Source organism: Sphingobium lactosutens, assembly GCF_013393185.1.
GTDB classification, from domain to species: domain Bacteria; phylum Pseudomonadota; class Alphaproteobacteria; order Sphingomonadales; family Sphingomonadaceae; genus Sphingobium; species Sphingobium lactosutens_A.
The window spans coordinates 1-26,266 of record NZ_QJQX01000030.1; the positions used below are offsets into that span (position 1 = coordinate 1).

General features: G+C 61.7%; 17 protein-coding genes and 1 pseudogene. 7 read left to right on the forward strand and 11 right to left on the reverse strand.

What is annotated here, in order from left to right; translation table 11 throughout:
- Nucleotides 1–16: 16 nt before the first annotated feature.
- Nucleotides 17–974, reverse strand: a protein-coding gene (locus tag DM806_RS04065; RefSeq protein WP_179041815.1) for an IS630 family transposase whose coding sequence is annotated in 2 segments (ribosomal slippage) — nucleotides 17–653 and nucleotides 652–974 — 960 coding nt in all. Because the reading frame shifts where the segments join, the coding sequence is not laid out codon by codon here.
- 173 nt (nucleotides 975–1,147) lie between these two features.
- Nucleotides 1,148–1,993: an alcohol dehydrogenase catalytic domain-containing protein gene (locus DM806_RS04070; protein ID WP_179041966.1), complete on the reverse strand. Its 846-nt coding sequence runs from the start codon at nucleotides 1,991–1,993 to the stop codon at nucleotides 1,148–1,150.
- Between the two features lie 496 nt (nucleotides 1,994–2,489).
- Here DM806_RS04070 and DM806_RS04075 point away from each other — a divergent pair, with 496 nt between their 5' ends.
- The 3 genes from DM806_RS04075 to DM806_RS04085 all read left to right on the forward strand — a co-directional run bounded on the left by DM806_RS04075 (nucleotide 2,490) and on the right by DM806_RS04085 (nucleotide 6,955).
- Entirely contained in the window at nucleotides 2,490–4,808 is a 2,319-nt protein-coding gene (locus DM806_RS04075; protein ID WP_256869093.1) for a TonB-dependent receptor, read from the forward strand.
- Nucleotides 4,809–4,976: 168 nt separating this feature from the next.
- Complete coding sequence (locus DM806_RS27140; RefSeq protein WP_256869094.1) at nucleotides 4,977–5,450, forward strand: hypothetical protein; 474 nt, start codon at nucleotides 4,977–4,979, stop codon at nucleotides 5,448–5,450.
- Between the two features lie 11 nt (nucleotides 5,451–5,461).
- On the forward strand, nucleotides 5,462–6,955 hold the full coding sequence (locus DM806_RS04085) for a DUF4403 family protein (protein WP_179041968.1): 1,494 nt from the start codon (nucleotides 5,462–5,464) through the stop codon (nucleotides 6,953–6,955).
- A 93-nt stretch (nucleotides 6,956–7,048) separates the two neighbouring features.
- Here the strand turns inward: DM806_RS04085 and DM806_RS04090 are convergent, their stop codons facing one another.
- The 8 genes from DM806_RS04090 to DM806_RS04125 all read right to left on the reverse strand — a co-directional run bounded on the left by DM806_RS04090 (nucleotide 7,049) and on the right by DM806_RS04125 (nucleotide 16,550).
- Nucleotides 7,049–8,446: an efflux transporter outer membrane subunit gene (locus DM806_RS04090; protein WP_179041969.1), complete on the reverse strand. Its 1,398-nt coding sequence runs from the start codon at nucleotides 8,444–8,446 to the stop codon at nucleotides 7,049–7,051.
- Nucleotides 8,443–9,597, reverse strand: a complete 1,155-nt coding sequence (locus DM806_RS04095) for an HlyD family secretion protein (protein WP_179041970.1) — start codon at nucleotides 9,595–9,597, stop codon at nucleotides 8,443–8,445. Before DM806_RS04095 ends, DM806_RS04090 begins: the two co-directional genes overlap by 4 nt.
- Entirely contained in the window at nucleotides 9,594–11,333 is a 1,740-nt protein-coding gene (locus DM806_RS04100; RefSeq protein ID WP_372859242.1) for an MFS transporter, read from the reverse strand. Before DM806_RS04100 ends, DM806_RS04095 begins: the two co-directional genes overlap by 4 nt.
- A gap of 119 nt (nucleotides 11,334–11,452) precedes the next feature.
- Nucleotides 11,453–12,352 carry an MBL fold metallo-hydrolase gene (locus DM806_RS04105; RefSeq protein ID WP_218647357.1) on the reverse strand — a complete coding sequence of 300 codons (900 nt, stop codon included), beginning with the start codon at nucleotides 12,350–12,352 and terminating at the stop codon, nucleotides 11,453–11,455.
- A 55-nt stretch (nucleotides 12,353–12,407) separates the two neighbouring features.
- Nucleotides 12,408–12,575, reverse strand: coding sequence for a hypothetical protein (locus DM806_RS04110; RefSeq protein ID WP_179041972.1), 168 nt, complete (start codon nucleotides 12,573–12,575; stop codon nucleotides 12,408–12,410).
- Nucleotides 12,576–12,689: 114 nt separating this feature from the next.
- On the reverse strand, nucleotides 12,690–14,294 hold the full coding sequence (locus DM806_RS04115) for a GMC family oxidoreductase (protein WP_179041973.1): 1,605 nt from the start codon (nucleotides 14,292–14,294) through the stop codon (nucleotides 12,690–12,692).
- Nucleotides 14,295–14,573: 279 nt separating this feature from the next.
- Entirely contained in the window at nucleotides 14,574–14,999 is a 426-nt protein-coding gene (locus tag DM806_RS04120) for an organic hydroperoxide resistance protein (RefSeq protein ID WP_179041974.1), read from the reverse strand.
- A 72-nt stretch (nucleotides 15,000–15,071) separates the two neighbouring features.
- Nucleotides 15,072–16,550 carry an aldehyde dehydrogenase gene (locus DM806_RS04125; RefSeq protein WP_218647358.1) on the reverse strand — a complete coding sequence of 493 codons (1,479 nt, stop codon included), beginning with the start codon at nucleotides 16,548–16,550 and terminating at the stop codon, nucleotides 15,072–15,074.
- Nucleotides 16,551–17,038: 488 nt separating this feature from the next.
- Between DM806_RS04125 and DM806_RS04130 the strand changes: the two genes are divergently transcribed.
- From DM806_RS04130 to DM806_RS04140, 3 genes are all read left to right on the forward strand, one after another.
- On the forward strand, nucleotides 17,039–20,059 hold the full coding sequence (locus DM806_RS04130) for a TonB-dependent receptor domain-containing protein (protein ID WP_179041975.1): 3,021 nt from the start codon (nucleotides 17,039–17,041) through the stop codon (nucleotides 20,057–20,059).
- 62 nt (nucleotides 20,060–20,121) lie between these two features.
- Complete coding sequence (locus tag DM806_RS04135; RefSeq protein ID WP_179041976.1) at nucleotides 20,122–22,593, forward strand: zinc-dependent metalloprotease; 2,472 nt, start codon at nucleotides 20,122–20,124, stop codon at nucleotides 22,591–22,593.
- Between the two features lie 25 nt (nucleotides 22,594–22,618).
- Nucleotides 22,619–24,415 (forward strand): amidohydrolase family protein, encoded by a 1,797-nt coding sequence (locus DM806_RS04140; protein ID WP_179041977.1) that lies wholly within the window; start codon nucleotides 22,619–22,621, stop codon nucleotides 24,413–24,415.
- A gap of 118 nt (nucleotides 24,416–24,533) precedes the next feature.
- On the opposite strand, the gene DM806_RS04145 is transcribed toward DM806_RS04140, so the two are convergent.
- A complete protein-coding gene (locus DM806_RS04145) occupies nucleotides 24,534–25,325 on the reverse strand; it encodes an acyl-CoA dehydrogenase family protein (protein WP_218647359.1) in 792 nt (263 codons plus the stop codon).
- A 165-nt stretch (nucleotides 25,326–25,490) separates the two neighbouring features.
- Between DM806_RS04145 and DM806_RS04150 the strand changes: the two are divergent.
- Nucleotides 25,491–26,251, forward strand: a pseudogene (locus DM806_RS04150) (IS5 family transposase).
- Nucleotides 26,252–26,266: the final 15 nt, after the last annotated feature.

Here is a 26,266-nt window from a genome sequence, read left to right on the forward strand (position 1 = left end):
CTAGAGCATCGAGCCTTTAATCGGACGCATATCCAGCGGCTTTGAGGAAGTTCCAGCATTCGTCAGGCGTGTAGAGGTCGCAGATATTGCCGATGGCCTGCCATAGGGCATGGATGGTCCTTGCGCCGGTGCGGCGCAGATGGGCTTTGAGTTTGGAGAAAGCCATTTCGATCGGGTTGAGGTCGGGGCTGTATGGTGGAGTGAAGAGGAACCATGCGCCCCGGGCCTTCAATATGGCCTTGGCTTTTTCACTTTTGTGGCTGGAGAGATTGTCGAGGATGACGACATCGCCCGGCTTGAGGGTCGGGGCGAGTTGGGTTTCGACATAGGTTTCGAAGGTTGTGCGGTTCATGGGGCAGTCGATGACCCATGGCGCGGTCAGTCCATCACAGCGCAGCGCCGCGATGAAGGTCTGGGTTTTCCAGTGGCCAAAGGGCGCTCGCGCCTTGAGGCGCTGGTCACGGCGGGCCCGTCCTCGCAGCCGTGTCATCTTCGTCGTGGTTGCCGTTTCGTCGATGAAGACCAGCCGATGCGGCGCCTTGCGCAAGCTGGACTGCCGATAAACGCGCCAGTTCCTGCGCGCCTGGGCAACATCATCGCGTCCGCACTCCGAGGCCAGCAGCGTTTTTTTTGAAGCTGTAGCCGGCCTTGAGCAGCGCACGCGACAATGAGGCAGGATGGGCCCGAACGCCGGTTGCCGCGACAAGTCTGGCCGACAGTTCGGGCATGGTGATGTCCGGCTCGGCATCGACCCATGTCATCAAGGCCGCCATATGCGGTGCCAGCTTGCCATCACCGGGTGGACGCCCTTGCCGGGCAGGTGCCGATGATCCCGTCCTCCCCACCCGCTGCGCCAGCTTCACAGCGCAACTGGGGCTCACCCCAAAATGACGCGATGCTGACCGACGCGATTGCCCGGCTGCAATGTGATCGGCAATCCGGTCCCGAAGATCGGCTGAATAGGCTTTCCCCATGATCCACCTCCATCAACGGTGAATCATATTCTCGCTCCTCTGAAAATCCCCAGATTCCTATTTCAGGCACGATGCTCTAGAATATGCATTATTTTTGATTTTATTCATGTTGTACAAGTCATTACTGACCAATCCTCCTCTTCGCTGCGCGCCAGCCGACGTGCGATCTCGCGTCAGAAGCGTTCGCCGACCATCTCTTCGCTTTTTGCCCATAGCGCCTCGGCACGGCGCGGACCGATCGCATAGGGCCGAACCCCGCCGCGCAGGAGGCCCCCGCCTTCGATCACATCGGCAACATGACAATCCTCGCAATAGCGGCCCCGACTTCCGAAGCAGGAGCCAGGACGCCTGCCCACACCGACGTCGCTGCGCCCTGAGGAACGGAGTTGTACTCGAAGGCCGCCTGCCCGGGTCGCGGCTCGGCGGCGACCGCGGCCGACCACGCCGACGCGCTTGCCCGGCCCCGCGCCCCAATGTTTGAGCGGTGAATAGGTGGTAATGCCTGCGCACAGTATCGGCGCGGCCCGTTCGATCGGAAGGGTGTCGGGCACCTTCAGGACAAATGACTCCTTGACCGTGATCGATGTCGAATAGCCGCCGACCGTATTGTCGCGCCCATAGATATTCTGGCCCCCGGCCACTGTGGCGGGCTTCGCTGGACCGTTGTATGTGCCGAGCGGGCCATTCGGGCTTTCGCAGTAATTCTCTTCGCCTTCGCGGCAGGACCGGCAATGACCGCAGCTGTCGATCATGCAGCCGACTCCTACAAGATCACCAATGGCGAATTTGGTGACACCTTCGCCGACGGCCGACACCCGACCCAGTATCTCGTGGCCCGGCACGCACGGATAAACCGTGTTGGACCAGTCATTCTCAGCTTGATGAACGTCGGAGTGGCAGACTCCGCAATAGATGATCTCGATTTCAACCTCGCCGGCCCCGGCTGACTGGCGATCAATCTCGATCGGTTTGAGGCCTGTAAAAGAGTGACGGGTGCCGTAAGTGAGGATTTTGGTCATTCATAGGCTCCTGCTACCGGCCCTAAACCGGCAAGCTGCCTATAGGTTTCAGTGCTGGGGAGCGGTTTAGGAACACGGGTCCTCGGCACGGCCGGGGGTGATCCGGCTGCCAGTGCCGGCAGGCAGGCTGTCGATCACGAAAACACATGTTTTCTGCTGGGTCGGATAAGCCGCCAGTCAGCGGTCACCCCGGACTTTGCCGTTCATGACCCATCAACGCCGCAAGCCACCGATTATCCGCGATGAAAGAGACACATTGGATTGGGCTGGCCCGACTTGGCACTGGCACTGGCACTGGCACTGGCACCAACACCGTCATCACCACTGGCGCTATTTCTGCACACCCCATTGAATTAGAGAAGCTAAACAGATCCGCGAGCGGAAATGCGTTGTTTTGACGCCTGATGCCAGTGCAAGCATGCTGCTCGCAAGATAAAAAGCAGCAGCGTCGAAGTCCCGCAAAAGACGGAACGAGACGCAAAAGAGGGAGGAATTAATGAGCCGACATTCACCACAGGTTCGCCTGCTTGCGTTGTTTCTGCTGGGATCGGTTTCCATGCCCGCCCTCGCACAAACATCGGCTCAAGAAACAGACGCACCCGCGTCGCCTGTCGCCTCAATTACCGCCGCCTCGATCGCAACGACGTCGACGGAGCATACGTCGGCCACACCCGGAGGTTCGGACGGCGACATTGTCGTCACGGCGCAGAGGCGCGCTCAGTCGATTCTGACCGTGCCGATCGCGATCTCGGCGGTAAGCGGCGAGGGGCTCACGACGAAGGGCATCACTAACTCGGCGCAACTGGCGACGGCCGTCCCCAATCTTCAGATCAGCAGCACCTTCGGCAATACGCAGCCGAATTTCTCGCTGCGCGGCGTCAGTGTGGCGAACGAATATAATTCGAACCAGGTTTCACCGATCGGCGTCTATCAGGACGACGTCTATCTGGCGAGCCGAAGCTCCCACGGCATGGGTCTCTACGATCTCGAGCGGGTCGAGGTCCTGCGTGGTCCACAGGGGACGCTGTTCGGCCGCAACACGACCGGCGGAGCGATCAACTTCATCACGAAGCAGCCTACCCTGCACGGCGACAACGGCTACATTCAGGGCGGCTATGGCAACTACGACACCTGGACCGCCCAGGCAGGGCTGGAGACGACAATGGTCGACGACCAACTCGGCTTCCGCATCGCCGGCAACTATGCGCGAGGCGACGGCGTCTTCGGCAACGTTTATCCGGGTGGGCGTCGAATGGGCTCGAAAAACACGCTTCAGGGCCGCGCCTCACTGCGGATCAGGCCGGGCGGCGGCCCCCTCGACATAAGGTTGCAGGTCTACGGAGGCTACGATCGCGGAACGCAGGGGCCTATGTTCGGGCTGCTGCCCTACCGCCAGGGTCTCGGCTTCTTCCAGTTCAACGAAAATCGTGCTGGCTTCAACCGCACTTACGTGTACGGGACGACCGCCAACATCTCCTATGAGATTTCGCCCGAACTCAAATTCACCTCGATCACAAACACCGCGACCGGCAACCAGCACCTCACGCAGGCGGCCGACGGCTCGCCGCTTGACGTCCTCGACATCGACTGGAGGTCTCGCTTCCATCAGACCAGTGAGGAAGCGAGATTCAACTATTCCGGCGATAGCTTGAAGGTCGTGGCGGGCGGGTTCTACGGTTACGACCGCGTAGTGACCAACAACACCTTCTACATCGGCGACGCGCTCGGCTATGGTGTCGACGGCGGCTTCTTCCAGCACTTCCGACAGGAGCGGCGCTCCTATGCGCTGTTCGGGCAGGCAGACTATAACCTGACGAGCCAGCTCGTACTTACCGCCGGTCTGCGCTACACGTGGGATCGTTCGCGCTACCGGGACGGCTACGCCAATCTGTTTATGGGATCGGTCTCGACCGGCATTGTGCAGCCGGTTGCAAGCACCGTGCCTTGCGACACTCCGCCCGGAACTTGCGCCTATGACCCCGCCGCACGCTACAATTTGAGCGGTCGCAACAACGCGCTCACTGGCCGCGCTGCGCTCAGCTACACATTTGACAGCGGGCTGCTGATCTATGCGAGCTATAATCGGGGCTATCGGTCCGGCGCGTTCAACGGTGGTGGATATACGAGTTCCGCAGGCATTAACTATATCAAGCCGGAACGGGTCAACGCTTACGAAGTTGGAGCCAAGGGACGATTCCTCGACAACAAGCTGACATTATCGGCGGCGGGCTTTTACTACGACTATATAAACCAGCAGGCCCAGGACACGAGACCAGGCCCGGTTTCCTTCCTTGTCAACGCGCCGAAGTCAGAAAGTTATGGTGGAGAAATCGAGGCGACCTTGCGGCTCATTCCGACACTCACCTTCAACGGCGCCGTCGGTTATCTGCACACCAAATACAAGGATCTCACTCTTCAGAACACCAACCTGGACGGCAACGAACTGCCGTTCGCACCGAAGTTGACACTTCAGGGCGGCTTCGATTGGCGAGTCGCGAGGATCGCCGACGGCGACATTACGCTCTCACCCACCGTCGCTTACTACAGCCATCAGTTTTTCTCGCCGTTCAACAGCATCAACGCCGTTGGATCTCCGCAGGTTAACTCTGAACTGCAGCAGGGCAAATATGCCAAGATCAACGGCACGCTGTCCTGGACGCACGAAAATGTGACGCTTCGGGTCTGGGCGAACAACATTACCAACCGCAAGACGCTGGCAGCTGGCCTCGACCTGCGCGGCGCAGGGCTGGGCTACAACACCGTCATGCCGGCCGAACCGCGAACCTATGGCGGTTCTGTTCGGCTTTCCTTCTAGAGACCCGTGCGCTGGTGGGTCCATTTGCAGACCGGCGCGGGTGCCGCGCACTCGATCAGAGGGTTGCGTCAATGGAAGCTAGGTTGGTGGGTGCCCACGGGGTGCCCACCTTCCCGATTGACGGACGGTAAGCATTTTCATGGGCGTCCAGGGTGCTGTCAGCCGCCCGTGGCACTCGTATGGCGGCAGGGCCGGAACAAGCCTACACCCGATCTTGAGCTCGCGGCGCACTGGCTTCACGCGCAGGGCTACAACCAGACCGGCATCAAATCCCGCGATCCCACCTTTCCGGTAGGCGGAGCGGACGTCGCCGTGATCCTCCTGCCCAAGACACATGGTAAGTTGGCCATCGGCTGTCAGGCGGATACAACTACACAATCGCAGAACCTCCCGGTCATGGGTGTGATGAAGCACATCCGGACGCCTGCTCCAACAATGATGAAGTATCGCGCCCGCCCGCGGGTCGGCTGTAGACGTGCCCATAACGAAAATTCCGTTTTGAGAGGCCATCATACGCTCATCGCCAAATCCAAACTGACGGCAACGACCTCTCGCCTCATGACCCGACTCCTAGATGTGGAGCTACAGACTCCGCAATCACGTCAAAGCCAATCACGCCTAACCGGCGTGCCCTTCAATTGAGTGATCGAAGAATGACGAAACTGTCGGGTTCCCCCATCATTAACCAAGCTTTCAAGATTGTGGCGATTGGGGGCTTATTGTTCACCGTAAGTTGTGGGCATAAGGTCAATGAACCGCCGGTGCGAGCTACTGACAGCATCGAAGTTACCCCACAGACATCGATCCTTACGGTCCCTGTTGAGGCCGACATATCTGGACTTGTGCCTGCTTTGGAAAGAGAAATTCCCACGACGCTTTGGACGATCGATAAACGCGGTCAGCAGTGCATCCCGTCCAAAAAAATCCATGTCGTTCTGGTCGATCTGAAGTCTCCGGTCATCAAGTGCGACATTGTCGGCCAAGTCACACGCGAACGCTTGCGTTTTACTGGCAAAGGTTCGGAAATGAACCTATCGATCCCCATTTTCGCCATGGTCCAGGCGCGCAATGTCGCTGGCATAATCAAGCATGAAACCGCGACAGCGCGTGCTGTCGCCCATGCCCGTGTCGAACTCGATTTCGCCTCTGACTGGACGCTGCACAGCAAGGTCCACCTATCCTATAATTGGATCGACAGCCCGCATATTCAGTTTCTGGGCCAACGGATCGATTTAACCGAGGCGGCAGACCAAAAACTGGCTCCCATCCTCACAAGGCTCGAATCGGGGCTGGCTCGCGAGCTTGCCAAATTGCCTGTCCGCTCCCACGTCGAAAGGATATGGGCTGCGGCATTCACGTCGCTGGAACTCAACCGCCGGAACCCGCCGGTTTGGCTGCGGGTTACGCCTCAAGAGCTGCTATTTGGTGGCTACGAAGTTACCAATCATCAACTGAAAATGCGGCTTGGTTTGAGAGCAGTGACCGAAACATTCGTCGGCCCACGTCCCTCTGCAAGATCTCCCACACCTCTGTCACCGATGCGCCGGATCAGCGGTCCAGTCGGACAATTTTCCTTCTTCCTGCCTGTTACAGCGAACTATGCTGAACTCGAACCGGTGCTTCTGCGCGCACTGATCAAGCGTCAGCAAAGGCCTTTTAAGATCGCCAACCTCGGTGCCGTCAGGGCCAATTTTCGGACCGTAACCATCTATGGGACCACCGGCGGCAAAATCGCTGTTGGTATCAACTTATCCGTCGAAGGCACCAAAGGTTTTCTCAAACCGTCGAGCGGTACGGTCTGGCTGACCGCTATGCCGAGGAATGCTCCGAACTCACGCAAGGTTGTGTTCACGGACCTTCATGTCAGCGGCACCAATGACATGGTCGGAAGCGATCTTCTGTACGAATTCATAAATACGCCTGAGGTGTCATCAACAATCGCAGATGCGCTCGGCCAGAATTTCGAACGCGATTACAGCCAATTGCTGGTCAAAGTCGACAACGCCATAGCCGATAAACGCGAGGGCAAAATAACTGTACGGGCGGAACTGGAAAAGACATATACAGGTGAAATACGAGCCAGCGGCCAGGGCCTTTATCTGCCCGTTCAGGCAAGCGGAAGAGCCTATATAGCTGTCAGTCAGTAATTGGCTCGCTTGCCCATCGCGGCCAGCCTGGCTTAGCCCGGTTAGACAGCCACTTGTATCCCCTGTTAAAATCACGGGGCCACCTCTGTGGATTCAACGAGCGTTGACGGGAGGGCGGGTTGCGGTGGCGCGCCATCCGCCGCCGAGCGATTGATAGAGCACGACAAAGCCGGTGAACTGATCGGCTTGCGCCTGAACCAACGCGAGCTGTGCGGTCAAAAGCGTCCGTTGCGCATCCAGCTGCTCCAGATATGGCGAGTAGCCGGCTCGGTACCGGCTCGTGGCGTTCTGGAGCGCGTCCCGCGACGAGCCGACCTGTTCGGACAGCGCGACCGCCTGTTCGCGCGTTCGGACGACCGCTGCCAGCGCATCGTCCACCTCGCGGAAGGCGATGAGCGCGGTGCGACGATAGGCGTAGGCGGCCTGATCGCGGCGGGCCGTCGCGGCCGCCTCCTGCGCGCGCAGCCGGCCGCCATCGAAGATCGGGGCAAGTATGCTGGCGCCGAGCGCGAAGACCCCTACCGGATTGCTGAGCGCCGTATTGAGAACGACGCCGGCCGATCCGGTCAGCGACAGGTTGGGCAGGAATGCCGCGCGTTGGCTGTCGAGCGACGCGTCGGCGGAGACCAGCGTCTGTTCGGCCTGGAACAGGTCGGGCCGCTGCCGAAGCAGGTCGGCGGGCAGTCCGTCAGGGATCGCCGGCAATCGCAACCGATCGAGCGGCAAACCCCGCGCGATGGGCCCCGGCGCATCGCCAGCGAGCAGCGACAGCGCGTTCTCCTGCCGCGCGATCGCCAGCTCGGCGACCGGAACAAGCTGCCGGGTTGCGGCATATTCCGCCTGCGCCTGACGATATTCCAGCCGCGACGAATAGCCCGTCTCGTACCGGCGTCTCGCGATCCGCAGCGCTTCGTCCCGCGCTGCCAGCGTGTCGCGCGCGATCTGAAGCCGCTGGTCGAGCGCGCGCAGCGTGATATAGCAACTTGCAGCGCTCGCCATGATCGCCAGCCGCACCGTATCACGCGCGCCTGCGCTGGCAAGCAGCTGCGCTCGCGCCGCGCCGCTGGCGAGCCGCAACCGTCCGAACAGGTCAAGGTCGTAGCTGGCCGAGACCAATGGTTGCGCACTTACCGTCCGGGACGGCGTTCCCCGCGGGCCCAGCGACTGCCCCTCCGTTTCGGTGACGGTGCCGCCCACCTGCGGAAGAAATTGGGCGCGCGCCAGCGCTTCGGCAGCACGCGCTTCCTCAACGCGCGCGGTCGCGACCGAAATGTCGACGTTGCGGGCCAGCGCTCTGGCAACCAGCGCAGTGAGCGCCGGATCGCCGAACGCGGTCCACCAATCATCCGTTACCGGTCCGCCGCCGGGCAACTGCGTTCGCCAACCCGCCGATGGTGCTACCGCCGCGGCCGACGGGGCGGTGACCCGCGGCCCGGGCGAGACGCAGCCCGCCAGCGCTGCGGCAAGCAGCAGCGGCGCGGCGGTCCTCAAGGCGCACGCAACCCGGCGGTATCGACCCGCGCGACCACCGACATACCCGGACGCAGCCGGTCAGCCAACCGCTGGCGCGGATCGATCCGCAGGCGGACGGCGATACGCTGCGGCACCTTGGTGAAATTGCCGGTCGCATTGTCGGACCTCAGCACCGCGAACTCGCTGCCCGTCGCAGGCGAGATCCGCTCCACCCGGCCCCACAGCCGCGCGCCGGCGAGCGCATCTACGGTAAAGCTGGCGCGCTGTCCGACCGCGATGCGCGCGGTTTGCGCTTCCTTGTAATTGGCGATCACCCACACCTCCGGCGGAACCAGAAACAACAGCTGGGAACCGGCGGTGACATATTGACCGACGCGAACGCCGACTTCGCTCAAACGCCCCCGTTCCGGCGCTCGAACGACGGTGTTCGACAAGTCGATCCGCGCGAGGCGGAGCGCGGCTTGCGCGCCCGCCACCCCGGCCTGCAGACTACCGCGGCCGACCTGTACGGCGCGTATGTCCTGCCGCGCAATCTCGAGCGCGGCCTCCGCCTGTGCGACGGCGGCCTCCGCTTGGCGAAGCGAGGCGCGGGTCTGGTCACGCTCGCGCAGCGACACCGAGCCGTCCAATACAAGATCATTCACGCGCGCCATGTCTGCCTGGGCACGCAGCAGTTGCGCGCGCGCGTTCGCCACGACCGCCATTTGCGCGCCGAAACTTGCTTCCCGGCTTGCCGCGGCCTGGCGATCGTTGGCGAGCGTCGCTGCCTGCCCCTGCACCTGCGCTGCGGCCTGTTCGACCCGTTGCGCATAGATGCGCCGGTCGATCTCGACCAGCGGTTGCCCGGCCTTGACCGTTTCGAAGTCGCGGACCAGTACGCGGGTCACATATCCCGACACCTGCGGCGCGACCACGGTGACCCGGCCCCGAACATAGGCGTTGTCGGTATTCTGGTAGCCTGTCGCGAACGGCCCGATCTGCCACGCCGCCATCACCGCCGCCATGCCGCCCAGCGCCAGCGCCACGATCAAGACGACCGCGCTATTCGACAACGTCGGCGGCCTCCAACTCGAGGCGGCAGGCGGCACCGCTGGCTGGGGTGCGGGTTCTTCCGCGAGTTTCTCCTCAGTCACCGGACTCGCGGTGACGGGCGATTGAACGTCGGTCATGCCGCTCCCTCCGCTCGCGTCCGTAGCGCCCGCCTCACCAAGAGACCGAGTAGATAGACGAAGGTCAGTGCGGCCAATAACGCGATCAGGCGGAAAACATCGTCATAGGCCAGCACGTTGGCCTCGCGCGTTGCGGTCTGAGCCAGTAGCGCGGTGCCCTCTGCAGTGCGATACACCTGATCGCCGACCACGTGGCTGATGCCGGTCGCGCCGGCCTGCAACCGTGCCTGCACGATAGGATCGGTCGGATCGATCGCCTCGACGATCGCCGCGCTGTTCGCCTTCTCGCGCACGACCTGATATGTGCCGAGCAGGGCAGTCCCGCCGAGTCCACCCATCGAATTGATAATGCCGAACAGCGCGATGAAGCTGATGATGTGGCCGGTTCCCTCCTTCAACGCGCGGGTGAGCCCGAACAGAAGTGCTGGACCCAAAAAGAAAGTGGTCGCGAACGCGATCAGCGCCTGCGTCCAATAGAATTGCGGCGCGCGAGTGAGACTGGTGGCGTGGCTGTCTACGAAAGCGGCTATCGCGACCAGCCCGACCGCGAGCATGAACGGATGCGCCGGCCGATCGACGTCAAGCGTCGCCGCGCTGACCAGGACGCCCGCGATAGAGGCTATGGCGACTATCGTGAACAGCACCTGCATCTGATCGGTGTTCTGGCCGAGCACGTTGAGCAGCCCGACCGCGCCGACTGTCTGCTCGGACAGGACGATCCGCGCCATGACGGTCACGATCGTGAAGCGGACGATGTCGGCGCTCGCCAGCCAGCGCGTGTTGAGCAGCGGATTTACGCGGCCGCTCTCGATGATGAGCGCGATGCCGAGCATCGGGATCGCCGCGAACAGTGCCCAGCCGATCCATGCCGCCTGCGTCCACCACACGTACCGCCCCAATCCGAGAACCGCAGCGAACAGAGCCATACTGCCCGCGAACAGCGCGAAGGTGAGAAAGTCGAGGCGCTCGAACGCGGGCTGGCGGTTTGTCGGCGGCAAGCGAAAGGCGAGCACCGCCGCCACGCTGAGTATAGCCAGGCCAAGTTCGAACAGATAGATCGGGCGCCACTGGCTCATCGACAGGAGATCGGGCGAGAACAGCCGCGCCAGCGGCGTGGCACATTGCGGTACGCCGATTCCGAGCACGACCGCGCGCATACGGTGTTCCGGCGGCACCGACTGCATAATGTAGTAGAGCGCAAAGGTGGATAGCGGCGCCGCCGCCAGGCCGCTCGCGGCACGAACCATGATCGCAGTCGAGAAATCGTGGACGAAGAGGTGCGCGAGTGTCAGCAGCGCATAGAGGCCGAGAAAGATGAGCGCGAACGGCCGCAGCCCGAACTGCTGGCGGAACTTGATGAGCAGCAGGTTTATGCTGACGTTGGTCATCACATAGACCGTCGGCAACCAATTGATCTCCGCCGGATCAAGTCCGAGCGATCCGCCCAGCATAGCGGTATTGACCGCGACCATTGCGTTGCCGAACCCTGCGGTCAGCCCGAGCAGCACGCCGATCACCGCATAGGCAATGCGGCGTGAGACGGGGTGAGCCGGGGATCCTGGCGAGCCGGGTATGGCCGGCGCCTCATGGGGGGCATAGGCCCATTCCTCCTCCCTGAGGAAAGCTTTGAGACGTGCGAGCGGCGACGAACGTACCCTTCCGATTTCGCGCCGCGCGTCATCTCCACCAGGCTTGCGGCCACGCGCTTTCACAAGATTGAACAGTGTTTGGAGCACCGGCCTTCTGGTGCGTGCCAACCAGAACGGGGTGTACTGCTCAACGTCCCGCTCCCTGAAGGGCTGACCCTCCAAACAGATTGTTGGCGTCGAGGCAGACACGTAGACCGAGGCCGAACTTAAACCGACGAAGCCGCTGCGACACCTGTTGGGTCGACGGTAGGGTCGAATTCGAGTCGGAAGCCAACCCCGTCGGGAACGAGAGTTCCTCCACCGGCACCCGTCCAGTGTGTCCCGAGCATGATCCGCCGGCGTTCCACTGCGTCCGTGAACATCGACAAGCGCGTCCTTCGGCTTTGATCACCATCCGCATCGACAACGGCACCCCATTCGGGGTGTGCGAGCTGGCAGGGATGGTGCACGGCATCGCCGGTAATGATCGCCTCTGCCCCCCCAGACCGTATTAAAATAGAGACATGACCAGGCGTATGTCCGATGGTCGGCGTCAGCGACACTTCATCCGTAATAACGTGATGAAATTCGACAAGATCGACTAGGCCCGCATCCAGAACAGGCTGCACCGATTCCCGCTCGACCGCAGCATTGCACTCCCGCCAAGCCTCGTCTTCTTCCGGATCGGATAGGATGGACTGCATATGCTCATATTCGAGGCGGCCGAAGAGATAACGGGCGTTGCCAAAGGTCGGTTGCCATAGGCCATCAACAAGCATGGTGTTCCAGCCGACATGGTCGAGGTGAAGATGGGTGCAAACGACCACGTCAATGGACTCCGGCGAAAAGCCGGCAGCATTCATCTTGCTAAGGAAGTCCGTCTGCATCTGATTCCAGATTGGCGAGATCTTGAGATCCTTGTCATTGCCAATGCAGGTGTCCACGAGGATGCGCTTGGTTGGAGTATCGAGAATGAAGGCATGAACAGACAGGCTGGGCTCACCCGCCTGCGTGATAAATTCGGGATAGAGCCAGGGAATGGCGAGCAACGCCTCGGGCGTCGCATCCGGCAGGAACCCCGGCAGCCCTTCGGGGATAATTTGCTCGACAATCTGGCTGATCGTCACAGCTCCTACGGTCCACGTCCTCATCACTCTCTCCATCTTCGAATGTCGATCCGCCTTACGGCTCACATTCCATCATCGGGTACCAGTCGGCGACCTCTGCCTGAGAGGACTTGGCATCGGTTTGCATGTTGGACACCGGATCGTCCGCCGCCTGTGAAACCTTGGTGCCCGCCAACGCTGGATTCCGACCAATGCCGATCGCGGTCGCGACCATAAAAGCCATCGGCAACTCGCCTGATCATGCCAGAAGCAGCAGTCCTCATTGTCCCCTTCCCGCTTGTCGCCAGCTAATCGTGGGCACCAATGTGTTGCCCTCTCCTCGGTGACTAATCCGAGGTCAGGCCCAATCCTCCAGGATCATTGCTGCGCCCTTCTCTGCGATCATGATCGTTGGAGCATTCGTATTTGACGAGACGATTGCTGGCATGATCGATGCATCGACAACGCGCAGATTGCCGATGCCGTGAACCCTAAGCCGGGGATCGACCACCGCGTTCGAACTTGTGCCCATCGAGCAGGATGACGTCTGATGATGGACTGTCTGCGAGGTGGAGCGGATGTAATGCTCATAATCCGCATCGGTCTGACAATCCGGCCCGGGCTCGAATTCCGCCACCACATATTCGGCAAGCGGCTCGGTCTGGAACACACGCCTGATCCAGCGCAAGCCTTCGCGCATGACCATGATATCCGACTCGTTGTCGAAGTAATTCGCGTAGATGCGCGGATATTGCGCGGGATCCTTGGAAGCGAGTTCGATCTTCCCCCGCGCCTGTGGGCGTAGCAGGCTGGCCGATGCATTCACCGCCGGGAACGGGTGCGATTCCAGTGTCCCCTTTGGTCCAACGGCGATGGATATTGGCCGGTAACTGATCTGAACGTCCGGTTGTGCGGCACCAAGACCCACCATTGGGTAGGCTGTCGCCAGCACCGCGGTCATGTTCATCACGCCCTGCCCGGTAGCTAGATAATTCAACAGCTCCAGGCCAACACGGGGCATTTTAAGCCGGTGATTCCACGAAATTTCCCGCTTGGTGCGCGCGGTGAAGAAGCAGTAGGCGTGGTCCTGCAAGTTTTGCCCGACACCGGGCAGGTGATGCTGAACCGCAATTCCAACCGAGCCAAGATGCTCGGCCGGCCCGATGCCCGACAGCATCAGCAGCTGGGGCGAGTTAATAACGCCCCCCGAAAGGATAACCTCGCGGCGCGCCTTGACGGAATGTAGCTTTCCCCCTTGAGAGTAGGTTACACCGACGGCCTTTCTGCCCTCGAGATCGACCCGTTGCACAAGCGCCTCGCATTCGACCTGAAGATTGCTACGCGAGCGGGCCGGACGGAGAAACTCTGTAGCTGTCGATGCGCGCCGGCTTCCCCTGACGGTGATTTGCGGCCGAGACACACCAAATTGCCGCCCGTCGTTCAAGTCGTTGATAAGCGGAGTGCCGATCTCCTCCGCCGATCGCATGAACAGCCGACCGCCAAGGTCGTCGAGCTTTGTGTCCTGCACCGAAAGCGGACCAGCGGCGCTGTGAAATTCGCTGCCTCCGCGGGCGTTTCCTTCCGACTTCTTGAAGAAGGGCAAAACCTCATCCCAGCTCCAGCCCGTGCAGCCCATCTGCGCCCAATTATCGTAATCGCGCGCATTGCCCCGTGTGTAGATCATGCCGTTGATCGACGAGGTTCCGCCAAGCGTTCTACCGCGCGGCCAATAGACTTTGCGGCCGCCGAGATGCGGCTCCGGCTCCGTGAAATATCCCCAATTGATCTTGGACGGGAAGAAAACGCGGCTGAATCCCGCTGGGATCTTGAGCCAAAGATTGCGATCCGGAGGCCCGGCTTCCAGCAGCAGCACCGTCGCCTTGCCATCCTCGGTAAGCCGATTGGCAAGGACGCAGCCGGCGGAGCCTGCGCCGACGACGATGTAGTCAAATTCGTCCGACATCAGTAAGCAATCCTAACGCTCGCTTTCACCCGCGAGCACTGGCTTGCCAAACGACGGCGGGAATAGGGAAGCGTTGCCGCTTCGCGGCTCAACGCGCCCTGGTCCAGGACATCCCCCGTAGTTTAGCTTTTCTCTTCTGCAAGATGAGTGCAAGTCATCTATCGTAGCGCCACTTTTCACCGAACCGGCGTGAAAGGACAACGCAGTTTCGTTGCCATCAATTGTTCAGGTCGGCTAAACGCTTAGCTTACAACGCCCGAGCTCTGACCGCTCGGCGGATCATCGAGTGGTCACATTGAATTTGACATCGACATTGCCCTTGATGGCATTGGAGTACGGACAGACGGCGTGAGCGGCGTTGACGATCTCTTCGGCCTTCGCCTGATCGACGCCCGTGATCGCCACATCGAGCGTTACGGCAAGCTGGAAGCCGCCCCCGCCATTGGGCAACAGACTGACTTCGCCAATCACCTCGATATCATTGTCGCCCACCTTGTCGGCCTGCCTACGCGTAGCATGGATGACAGCGTTCTCGAAGCAGGCGGCATAACCCGCGGCAAAAAGCTGCTCGGGGTTAGTGGCACCGCCCCTGCCACCCAATTCCTTGGGCGTTGCAAGCTGCAGATCGAGAATGCCATCATCGCTTTTGACAGTGCCGTGACGGCCGCCAACAGCGGTGACTTTGGTAGTGTAGAGTTGGCTCATCATCGCCTCCGAAATAATTGGACCAGGAAAAACAATGCAAAATATCGAGCGCGGTGGGCTGCGCCCGCTCGTTCAGCCCTTGATCTTCATGACGAAGGGATTGCCGGTCTCCCCGTCATAGTTGAGCCACACGCTCTTCGTCTCAAGATAACCTTCGATGCCCTCGATGCCGTTTTCGCGACCTATGCCGCTGTGCTTCATCCCGCCGAACGGCATGCCGATTCCCACAGCACGGTAGGTGTTGATCCATACCATGCCGGCCTCCAAGCTGGCTGACATACGGAATGCCCGGCCGATGTTCTGCGTCCAGACGCCTGCAGCAAGCCCGAACGTTGTATCGTTGGCCATCGCCACAACTTCTTCCTCATCACGGAAGCGCAGGACCGAAAGGATGGGTCCAAAAACTTCCTCGCTGGCGATGCGCATATCCGGCGACACGCCGGTAAAGATCGTCGGCTCGATGAACTGCCCGCCGAGCTCGGACGCCTTGCCCCCCAGGGCACAGAATGCGCCTTCGCCTTTTGCGATAGCGATGTACTCGATTATTTTGTCGTATTGCGGTTTCGTCGCTATGGGGCCAATCTGGGTTTCTTCAGAGTTCGGGTCGCCCAATATCGCCGCGCCTGCAACCTCGACCAGTCGTTCCACGAAGCGGTCATGGATTGAATCCTGGAGGAATAGGCGCGAGCCGGCGATGCATGTCTGGCCGGCCGCCGCAAAAATGCCGGCAACGGCCCCGTTTACGGCGCTTTCGATATCTGCGTCGTCAAATACGATATTCGGCGACTTGCCGCCCAGTTCCAACGTGACGCGCTTAAAATGGCGGGCGGCCAGTTCGTTAACACGCCGTCCGCTCTCCTCACCGCCGGTAAAGGCGATCTTGGCAACGCGGGGATGTTCGACCAACGGCTGACCAATTTCCTTCCCAAAGCCCGAGACCACGTTGAACACACCCGGCGGAAAGCCCGCCTGTTCGAACAGCTCCCCAAATTCAAGCGCCGACGCAGAGGTGAACTCGGAAGGCTTGAGGACGATCGTGCAGCCGGCGGCCAGTGCCGGCATGACTTTCGACGCCATAAGTGCGAGCGGCGAGTTCCACGGCACGATGCAAACGACAACGCCTACGGGCTCGCGCCGTGTATAGGTGAAGAACCCGTCACGATCTGGTGGCGGGACAGCGCCTTCGATCTTGTCTGCAAGCCCGGCATAGTAATAGGCGAATTGGGGAAGCGCCCGCAGCTGGGCGCCCATCTCGCCGTAAAGCTTGCCATTATCCCGGACTTCCGTTCTTGCCAGCGCCTCGGCATTCTCAGCCATGAGGTCTCCAAGCTTGCGCAACAGTGCGCCACGGCCAGCAGCTGTCAGCTTAGACCACGGCCCTCGCTTCAACGCGCCATAGGCTGCCTGCACTGCTGCGTCGGCGTCATCAGCGTTGCCGCGCGGTAGAGTTGCCCATGCTTCACCGGTATAAGGATTGAAGGTCTCGAATCTTTGTCCCGACGCGGCCTCGACCCAAGCGCCGCCCACAAGCATCCTGTACTCTCGCATCATTCTTCTTTCTTTGAGGCTTACCCGAGATGTTCGGGAAAGGTCGCAGACCACTGCGGAACGGAAGTGAATTGCTTAATTACAAACACCCATCGTCATCGAGTTCTTCGCAGAAACCGTTCGGTGAAGGCTAGAAGACAAACCCTTCCGCGGCAACGCAGTTTCGCTCGTCGATTTGTATAGATTTACTAAACATTTGATACCCGTTGATTGGTCGGTTAATCCGGCCTAATCCTTTTTGCTGAATCGTCATTGGGGCAACAGGTATAGCAGATATTAGGCATGCGACGGGGTTTATGACCACCAAGCGCCCCTTTGTCGGCGCGCTTTTAACAGAGGGCTATTGTTTAGTTCTTTTATCTAATGGTGGATTTTTTCCGCGTCTCCGTTTCCTGAACTAGAGGGTTTTGGATCTGACACCCGATGAAGGGTCAAGCCGCCTTTTGCATGTCCATTTGCCGCGCGAATGCGCGGAATCAGGGGAAAAGACGATGGGAACGTATCGGATCAAGGGGGCTTGCGCAGCGAGCCTGATCGCCATGAGCTGGGCCGCACTCGGCAGCGCGGGTATGGCGATGGCGCAGGAAGCGGCCGAAGCCGAAGAGTCAGTGGAAATCGTCGTCGTCGGATCGCAGATCAAGGGCGCCAAGATCAACGAGGCGCTGCCGGTCACGGTCATATCGACCGACGAGATCAAGAGCGCGGCCGCCGTATCGGGCGACGAACTCTTCCGTGCGATCCCACAATTTGGTGATGTTCAGTTCAACAGCCAGAATCTGCCCGGCAGTTCCAACAGCGCGCGCGGCGACATTGGCTCGCTCGACTTGCGCAGTCTGGGCATCGGCAACACGCTGGTGCTGCTGAACGGCCGCCGTGTCGTCGCCCACCCGACCAGCCAGGCGAACGACCAGCTGGTGCCGGTGCTCAGCTACAACACCAATGCTATCCCGGTGAACGGCCTGGAACGGCTGGAAGTGCTGCGCGACGGAGCGGCGGCCATTTATGGTGCAGACGCGGTGGCAGGCGTAGTCAATACCGTACTCAAGACCGACTATCAGGGCGCTGAATTGTCGCTGCAATATGGCGGTGCGGAAGGCACCGGCCTGCGCGAATTCAACGGCAATGGCGTAATTGGCGCCAACTTTGCCGAAAATCGCGGCAACATTACCCTGTTCGGCAGCTATGATCATGGCACCGGTCTGGATTCGACCGAGCAATATTTCACGAAATCCTCCGACCGTCGCAGCCTGTTCGAGGGGACGGCGTTCGAAGGTTCGACCTCGCTCGACGCCCGATCGACCAACACGCCTTTCGCCAACCTGCGCACTTATGGCAATCGGGCGGTTACCTATAATCGCTCGGCGCTCACGAACAGTTCGGGCCAGTTCCATCTCCAGCCAACGTCCAGTACGGGCTGCGTCGCTCAGGTCAGCGCCGATCGCTGTATCCAGAATGGCGCGATGGCGACGGCCGGGGCTGACCGCGATCTGCGTTATGACACGCTGGCGCAGGGTGTCTCGATCATGCCGCGCCTCAATCGCCTCAACCTATTCATGACTGGCCATTATGACATTAGCGACGATGTCACCTTTTTCGCCGAAGCCGGTTTCTATCGCAGCAAGACCAAGGCGCAGCAGAGCCCGGTTGCGACGCTGAGTTCGATCCCGATCTATGTGCCGGCAAGCAACTACTGGAACCCGCTGGGCCAGGCGGTGTTTGCCAACGGCGCCGTCAATCCCAACCGCCTGGTCGGCACCAATGCGCCGACCGCCGGCCTGCCGCTGAGCATCAACAATTATCTGTTCCAGGACTTCGGTCCGATGAACGTTACCGTGACCAACCAGCAATATCGCCTGCTTGCCGGCCTGCGCGGTGAATCCAATGGCTTCAACTGGGAAAGCGCGATCAGCTATTCCGAAGCTTGGGCTCGCGATATTAGCGACAATATCAGCCGCACCAGGCTGCAGGAGTCTCTGTCGCTCTCCACGCCTGACGCGTATAATATATTTGGTACGTCGGTGAACAGCCAATCGACCATCGACGCGATGCGCGAGGAACTGGTCCGCTATACCAAGTCGACGCTGGCGACCTATGACTTCCGCATCTCCAAAAGCGACCTTATCACCCTGCCGGGCGGCAATGTCGGCTTTGCGGCGGGCATAGAGGCGCGGCGCGAGACTCAACTGGACGATCGCGATCCGCGCATCGACGGCACCATCACCTATACCGATCCGCTGACCGGCGCGGTTGCGGGCGACTTCGTCAACTCCGCGCTCAACAACGACACTAGCGGCCATCGCGAAGTGTTCGGCGCCTATGCCGAATTTGCCGTGCCGCTGGTCTCGCCGGAAATGGACATCCCGCTGGTCCGCAGCCTGGATCTCCAGCTAGCCGGCCGCTACGAACATTATAGCGATTTCGGCGATGTCGCCGTGCCCAAGATCGCCGGCGCCTGGGAAGTGGTGCGCGGCATCCGCTTCCGGGGTTCCTGGGCCAAGTCGTTCCGCGCCCCGAACCTGGAGCAGACCAACGCCACCGTCGTGACGCGGGCGAACAGCCGCACCGACTATATCATGTGCGAGGCGGACGTTCGCGCCGGCCGCATCACCGACTTCTCGCAATGTTCGCGGGCGCAGACCACCTCGGCCCGGCGCTCGGGTAACCCCGATCTCGATCCCGAACGGGCAAAGACCCTGTCCTTCGGCGTCGTGCTGGAGCCGCCGCTGCCCGACGGCATGGGCCATCTGACCTTCACCACCGACTGGTGGCGGGTGCGCCAGACCGGCCTGGTCGGCATCTTCGGCGAAGGCAATGCGCTGATCCTGGACTATCTGTTGCGCAAGGAAGGGTCGACCAACCCGAACGTCATCCGCGCGGCGGCCACCGCTTCGGATGAGGAAGCGTTCCGCGGCACCGGCCTGACCCCGGCGGGTGAGGTTCTCTACGTCCTCGACCAATATACCAATCTGCAGCCGCAGACAGTGAAGGGCCTGGACTTCAACCTGACCTATCGCACGCCGGAAACGAGCATCGGCAGCTTCAACTTCGCAGTCAATGCGTCGCACTTCCTGAAATATTATCAGGAACCCTCACCAGGCATCGCAGCCCTGCTGGCGGCCCAGGATGCCGGCGACATCGATGCCGCCGTCAACATCTCGGGCGGCCGCAGCCTCTTGCAGCTCGACCGCAAACCCAAGTGGCGCGGTTCGGCCTCGCTCACCTGGTCTCTGAACAATGTGACGGTCGGCGCCTTCGCCCAATATACCGGCAAGGTCTATGACACCGGCCTGATCGATGCAGATGGCGATTACTGGACGGTCAAGGCGACCACCACGGCGAACCTCTATGGCCAGTATCGCTTTACCGAGGGATCGCTGAGCGGCACCAGCATGCGCATCGGCGTGCGCAACCTGTTCGACAAGGCACCGCCGCTGTCGTCCAGTGGCTATCAGGGCCAGCTTTATTCGCCGCTGCGTCGCTATTGGTACTTGAACGTCAGCCACAAATTCTGATGCCTCCTGGGGCACCGGCCATCCGGCCGGTGCCCATTTTTTCCTTTCGGGACATGTTATTGATGAAATCGCTGCGCGCGCTGCCGCTTGTCGCCCTGATGATCCTGAGCGTGCCGGCCGGCACAGCGCTGGCCCAGCCCGCGCCGGTAGCTGCAAGTCCGGCCCCGGCTAGCCTGTTCACGCTGGCTGGCGGGCAGAAGGTCGTCCTGCCCAGGGCGGGCGCCAATGGCATCATCGCCCGCTATCTCTACACCCCCTCGATCGCTGGTGGCCTGGGCGCCGCCGAGATCGGCCTGGATCGGGCGCGGCTGGGCGAGACGCAGGTGCTGCTGTTCCGCAAGGTCGGCAACAAGGTGCTGGCCGAGTTCGAGAATTACCGCTTCCGCGCGCTCAATGGCGACGCTGGCGAAGAACAGGCGGTCGCGCGTTCCTTCTCCAATTCGCCGATCTGGTCGGGCGACATTGTCAGCGAAGATGACAAGGGCATCACGCTCGACCTGTCCGGCCTGCTGATGCGCGATGCCTTTGACGTTGCCGGGCGGCTGAAGGCGACCAAGGCCGGTAATTTCAAGATTGCGCCGGCGCTTTCCTATGTCGATCCGGCGCAGAGCCTGGTCTTCCCCGACAATGTCGAGTTCGAGGCGGCGCTGACCTTCACCAGCGACGAGCCGGGGCGCAGCATCGAACGAGTGCTGCCCGATGCGCGCGGGTTGACGGTGCGGGTGCATCACAGCTTCATTCGCCTGCCCGACGACAAGTTCCACACGCGTGACCATGATCCGCGCACCGGCACGTCGGTGCAGGTGATCCGCAACAATTATGCCGCCGCGCTGGACGAGCCGATCGTCACCCGGCTGGTGCGCCGGTTCCGGCTGGAAAAGACCGATCCCGGCGCAGACCGCTCGCCGGTCAAGAAGCCGATCATCTTCTATGTCGATCGCGCTGCGCCGCAGGCGATCCGCGATGCACTGAAGGAAGGCGCCCAATGGTGGGCGCAGGCGTTCGACGCCGCCGGCTTCGCCGATGCCTTCCGGGTCGAGGAACTGCCGGTCGGCGCCAATCCGATGGATGCGCGCTACAATGTCATTGCCTGGGTTCATCGCGAGACGCGCGGCTGGTCGACCGGCACCACCATCGTCGATCCGCGCACTGGCGAGATCGTGCGCGGCGTGGTGCAGCTGGGATCGCTGCGCGCCTGGCAGGACAAGCTGATCTTCGAAGGGCTGGCCGGCGCATCCAGGGAAGGCACCGGCGCCAGCGACGACCCGATCATGCTGGTCAAGGCGCGGCTGCGTCAGCTCGCCGTGCATGAGGTCGGCCATGCGCTGGGTCTGTCGCATAATTTCGCCGGTTCGACCTTCGAGAACCGGGCGTCGGTGATGGACTATCCTGCGCCGCGCATCGCCGTGCGAGACGGTGCGTTAGACTTTTCCGACGCCTATGCCACCGGCGTCGGCGCCTGGGACAAGTTCGCGATCGACTGGCTCTATCGCCAGTTCCCGGCCGGCACCGACGAGAAGGGCGCGCTCGACGCCATGACCCGCGCGGTCCAGGCCAAGGGCTATCGCTTTGTCGCCGATGGTGACACACGCGGCGATGGCGATGCCCAGCCCTGGGGCAATATGTGGGATGACGGCACCGACGCGGCGGCGCAACTGACGCATATCATGGATGTGCGCCGGATCGCGCTCGATCGCTTCGGCCTCGACAATCTGGCAGCCGGGGCGGCGGCCGCCGATCTGCGCCGGATGATCGTGCCGATCTATCTGTTCCACCGCTATCAGGTGACGGCTGCGTCGAAGCTGATCGGCGGGGTGGATTACAGTTATGCGGTGAAGGGCGACGGGCATGAGCAGGCGCTGCCGGTCGACGCCGCGCAGCAGCGGGCGGCGCTGCGCGCCCTGCTCGCGACGCTCGATCCCGCCGCGCTCGATCTGCCCGATCGCTTGTCACCTTTGCTGTCATCGATCCAGTCGGGCATGAGCGACCGCCAGACCGACATCGAACTGCTGCCCGGCCGCACCGCCGCCGCCTTCGACTGGGCGCGCGCGGCCGAGGTCGCGGCCGACGGCAGCTTCATCGCCCTGCTGGCGCCCGAGCGGCTCAACCGGCTGGTGGCGCAGAATGCCGCCGATGCCGGCCAGTTGTCGCTCGACGAATATCTGGGTGCGATCGACGATCGGGTGAGCGCTCCGGCATCGGCCGGGCGCCAGTCGGAAATCGCGCGGCAGGTTCGTGCCCGCTATGTCCTGCGCCTCATCAGCCTGGCCGACGACAAGCAATTGTCGTCGACCGCGATCGCCATCGTGCGGGCACATATGGACAGTCTGGCCGGGCGCCTCAGCAAACGCGGGGCCGCCGCTGACGCCGCGCATAACCGCTATCTCGCCACCATGCTGACCGCGTCGCCAGACGAGCGCGCCAAGCTGGCCGAGCCGATCGCGCCGCCGCCGCCGATCCCGCCGGGCGCGCCGATCGGCAGCGATGCCGAATGCTGGTTCTGCATGCCGGCTGTGCCGGCGACCGAAGAATAATCCTTGTCTTTGAGGGGGAAGTCCCATGCGTAAATCTGTTGTCACTGCTCTGCTGGCCTCTGCCATCACCTTGCCGATCGCGCTGTATTCCGCCGCTTCCGTTTCGGCCCCGGCCGATGGCGGCACGGTCGCCATCGTCGGCGCGACCATTTTCGACGGCACCGGCGCGGCGCCCGCGCCCGGCACCGTGCTGATCCAGGATGGCCGCATCACCGCCGTCGGCGCCGATGTGAAGGTGCCGCGCGGCGCCAGTATCATCAACGCCAAGGGCAAGGCGCTGCTGCCCGGCTTCTTCGACGTCCATACCCACTGGACTGCAGGCGGCAGCCCCGGCACTTTCCCGCAGATCGCCAATGCCTATGTCGCGGCCGGCGTGACCACGGTGAATGATTTCAATGAAGCGCCCGAGGCGTTCGCGCCTCTGCGCGCCTGGCTGGGCCAGTTGAACGCCCCCCATGTCCGCTTCGCCGCGCGCATCAGCACGCCCGGCGGCCATGGCGCCGACTGGGCCGACCAGGCAACCACCATCTGGGTCAACACCCCCGCCGCCGGCAAGGCCGCGATCGAAAGCCTGGTGCCCTATCAGCCGGATCTGGTGAAGATCTTCTCCGACGGCTGGCGCTATGGCATGTCGCCCGACAATACCAGCATGGACGAATGGACGCTGAAGGCGACGGTCGAGGCGGCTCATGTCCAGAACTGGCCGATCCTGACCCACACCGTCACCGTCGATCGCGGCCTGGTTGCGGCGCGGGCGGGCGTGGACTCGCTGGCCCATGGGCTGCAGGATCGGCCGATCACCGCCGAGGAAGTCGCTGCGATCAAGCAGAGCGGCATGGCGATGGCGCCGACCCTGGCGGTCTATGATCCCTATAAGCGCGGCGACGTGAAGGCCGACGATCCGCGCCTGAAGCAGACCTTCCGCAAGTTCGGCTTTGCGCTGGGCAATGTGAAGGCGCTGTTCGACGCCGGCGTGCCGATCGCGCTGGGCACCGATGCGGGCATGCCGGGCACGCCGCATGGCCCGTCGACCCTGCACGAGATGGAATTGTTGGTGCAGGCCGGCCTGACGCCGAGCCAGGCGCTGGTCGCCAGCACCCAGACCAGCGCGAAGATCATGCGCATCGATGCCGATCGCGGCACCATTGCGGTCGGCAAGCGCGCCGACATCGTGCTGATCGACGGCACGCCCTGGACCAACATCAAGGATGTCTACAAGGTCTCGCAGGTGCTGATCGACGGCAAGCTGGCCTTTGGCGCCGGCGCCCCGGCGCTGCCCGCCGCCAACAAGACCGACCGTCTGCCCTCGATCAGCGTGCCCGCGCTGATCGACGATTTCGAGCGCGACGATCGCCGCTCGTCGATCGACACGCTGCGCGTCGATACGCCCGATGGCGGCATCGACCGGTCGGTCGAGATCACCCAGACCGTGCCGCGCGACGAGGGCGGCAAGGCGCTGTCCCTGTCGGCACGCATGGCGGTCAAGGAAGCGGCCTATGCCGGCTTTGCCATTCCGCTGAGCCGCGGGTCGATCACTCCGGCGAAGATCAGCGGCTATAAGGGCCTGCACTTCGAGCTGAAGGGCGACGGCGTCTATACCGTGCGCATGAATGGCCTCGATGGCTTCTGGGAAGCGCAGGTGCAGGGCGGCGCGGGCTGGGCAGCGGTCGAAGTGCCGTTCAGCCAGTTCAAGCCGGTCGAGCGCCGCGGCAAGGTTGGCCCGGCCTTTTCCGGTGACGGCATCACTCAGGTCGAGTTCGGCGGATCGCGCGGGCCTGGCAAGCGCATGTGGTTGCAGATCGACAATGTCCGCTTCTACTAAGGGTCAGGAGACAGGGTAGGCAAAAAGCACTTCGTGCACTGCCTCCTAACATAGACATCCGACGTCTTGCCGTGCGTTTCTCGGTAATTGGGCCTGCGCGCAGACGAGATGAATAGCTTTAGTCAAGCGGACTTGAGTACTTCTGGGAGAAGAGGTCGCGTCCGATGATATATTTCATGATTTCCGAGGAGCCCGCGAGGATCCGATTGACGCGGGCGTCCGTGAAAAGGCGGCAGATCGTGTACTCCTGCATGTAGCCGGCACGCCCATGCAGTTGAACACCTTCATCCACGGCGCGCCACTGGACCTCCGAACTTTGCAGCTTGGCTTTCGCCGCCATGTTGGCGGTTAATTGCCCCTGGTTATGGAGGGCGACGCAATGGTCGACGTAAACCTCCATGATCTCGATTTCGGTCTCCAGTTCGGCCATCTTGAACTGGGTGTTCTGAATCTCGGAGAGAGGACGGCCAAACACTTTCCGGTCCATCGCGTAGGCGCGGATGATATCTAGCGCGCGGCGAGCGCCGGCGGTGTTGCCCACCGCGGCAATGAGTCGTTCCTCTGCCAAACCTTCCATGAGATGGTGGAAGCCCTTACCCGGCGTTCCAAGCACGTTCGCCTTCGGGACCTTGACATCGTTGAAGAAGAGTTCGGCAGTATCCTGCGCCTTTTGACCCATCTTGTCGAGGTTTCGACCCCGTTCAAAACCCTCCATCCCGCGTTCCACTATTAGCAGAACCATCGAATGGAGATTTTCGTCCGGCGCACATTTCGCAGCGACGATCATAACGTCGGCGTTGATCCCGTTGGAAATATACGTCTTCTGACCGTTCAGCAGGAAGTGGTCACCCATGTCCCTGGCGTAGGTCCGCATGCCGGACAGATCGCTGCCGGCGCCCGGTTCGGTCATGCCAACCGCAAGGATCGTCTCACCCGAAACACACTTCGGGAGAAAGCGCTCGCGCTGCTCCTGCGAACCAAGCTTGAAGTAGGGCCCGACTAGGCCGTAAACTCATAAATAGATTGCGGTTTGGCGAGTGAGATGATTCACGGCTCTCCAGCATTGGAGGGTTGGATGGCACGTCGTCGGTATGAACTGACAGATCGGGAATGGGGGATTATCGAGCCGTTGCTGCCCAACAAGCCTCGCGGTGTGGCGCGGGTGGATGATCGCCGCGTTCTCAACGGGATCATGTGGCGCTTTCGCTCGGGAGCTACATGGGCCGAAGTGCCTGAGCGCTATGGGCCTCCGACGACCTGCTACAACCGGTTTGTCCGCTGGCGCAAAGCCGGGGTCTGGGACCGGCTGCTGGCAGCGGTTTCCGCCGGATATAATGGCGAACTGGTGATGATCGATTCCACTTGCATGCGCGTCCACCAGAACGGTGCGACGGGCAAAAAGGGGGAAGTTGCGATCGTGGCATGGGACGTTCCCGGGGCGGTCTCACCAGCAAACTCCACGCTCTTGTCGATGCTGAAGGACGCCCTGTCAGCCTAAGACTGACAGGCGGGCAGGTCCACGATGCCTGTGAGGCTGAAGCGCTGATCGACGCCATTCCCGAAGGCGCCACCCTGCTGGGCGACAAGGGGTATGACAGCAACGCAATCCGTGAGGCCGCTGCGGCTAGGAACGTCTGGGCCAACATCCCTAATCGATCCAATCGAAAGCAGCGCTTCGCCTTCTCGCCATGGCTCTACAAACAGCGAAACCTCGTCGAGCGCTTCTTCAATCGCATCAAGCAGTACCGTGGCATTGCCACCCGCTACGACAAGGATCCAGCCAATTTCCTCGCCGCAATCAAACTTATCTGCGTTCGAATCTGGTGCGCCGCATAATGAGTCTACGCGCTA

Coding starts and splice junctions, on each gene's coding strand:
- DM806_RS04070 (WP_179041966.1), bottom strand. CDS start 1,993: ATGACCAAAATCCTCACTTACGGCACCCGTCACTCTTTTACAGGCCTC.
- DM806_RS04075 (WP_256869093.1), top strand. CDS start 2,490: ATGAGCCGACATTCACCACAGGTTCGCCTGCTTGCGTTGTTTCTGCTG.
- DM806_RS04085 (WP_179041968.1), top strand. CDS start 5,462: ATGACGAAACTGTCGGGTTCCCCCATCATTAACCAAGCTTTCAAGATT.
- DM806_RS04095 (WP_179041970.1), bottom strand. CDS start 9,597: ATGACCGACGTTCAATCGCCCGTCACCGCGAGTCCGGTGACTGAGGAG.
- DM806_RS04110 (WP_179041972.1), bottom strand. CDS start 12,575: ATGGCTTTTATGGTCGCGACCGCGATCGGCATTGGTCGGAATCCAGCG.
- DM806_RS04115 (WP_179041973.1), bottom strand. CDS start 14,294: ATGTCGGACGAATTTGACTACATCGTCGTCGGCGCAGGCTCCGCCGGC.
- DM806_RS04120 (WP_179041974.1), bottom strand. CDS start 14,999: ATGAGCCAACTCTACACTACCAAAGTCACCGCTGTTGGCGGCCGTCAC.
- DM806_RS04125 (WP_218647358.1), bottom strand. CDS start 16,550: ATGATGCGAGAGTACAGGATGCTTGTGGGCGGCGCTTGGGTCGAGGCC.
- DM806_RS04130 (WP_179041975.1), top strand. CDS start 17,039: ATGGGAACGTATCGGATCAAGGGGGCTTGCGCAGCGAGCCTGATCGCC.
- DM806_RS04135 (WP_179041976.1), top strand. CDS start 20,122: ATGAAATCGCTGCGCGCGCTGCCGCTTGTCGCCCTGATGATCCTGAGC.
- DM806_RS04140 (WP_179041977.1), top strand. CDS start 22,619: ATGCGTAAATCTGTTGTCACTGCTCTGCTGGCCTCTGCCATCACCTTG.
- DM806_RS04145 (WP_218647359.1), bottom strand. CDS start 25,325: ATGACCGAACCGGGCGCCGGCAGCGATCTGTCCGGCATGCGGACCTAC.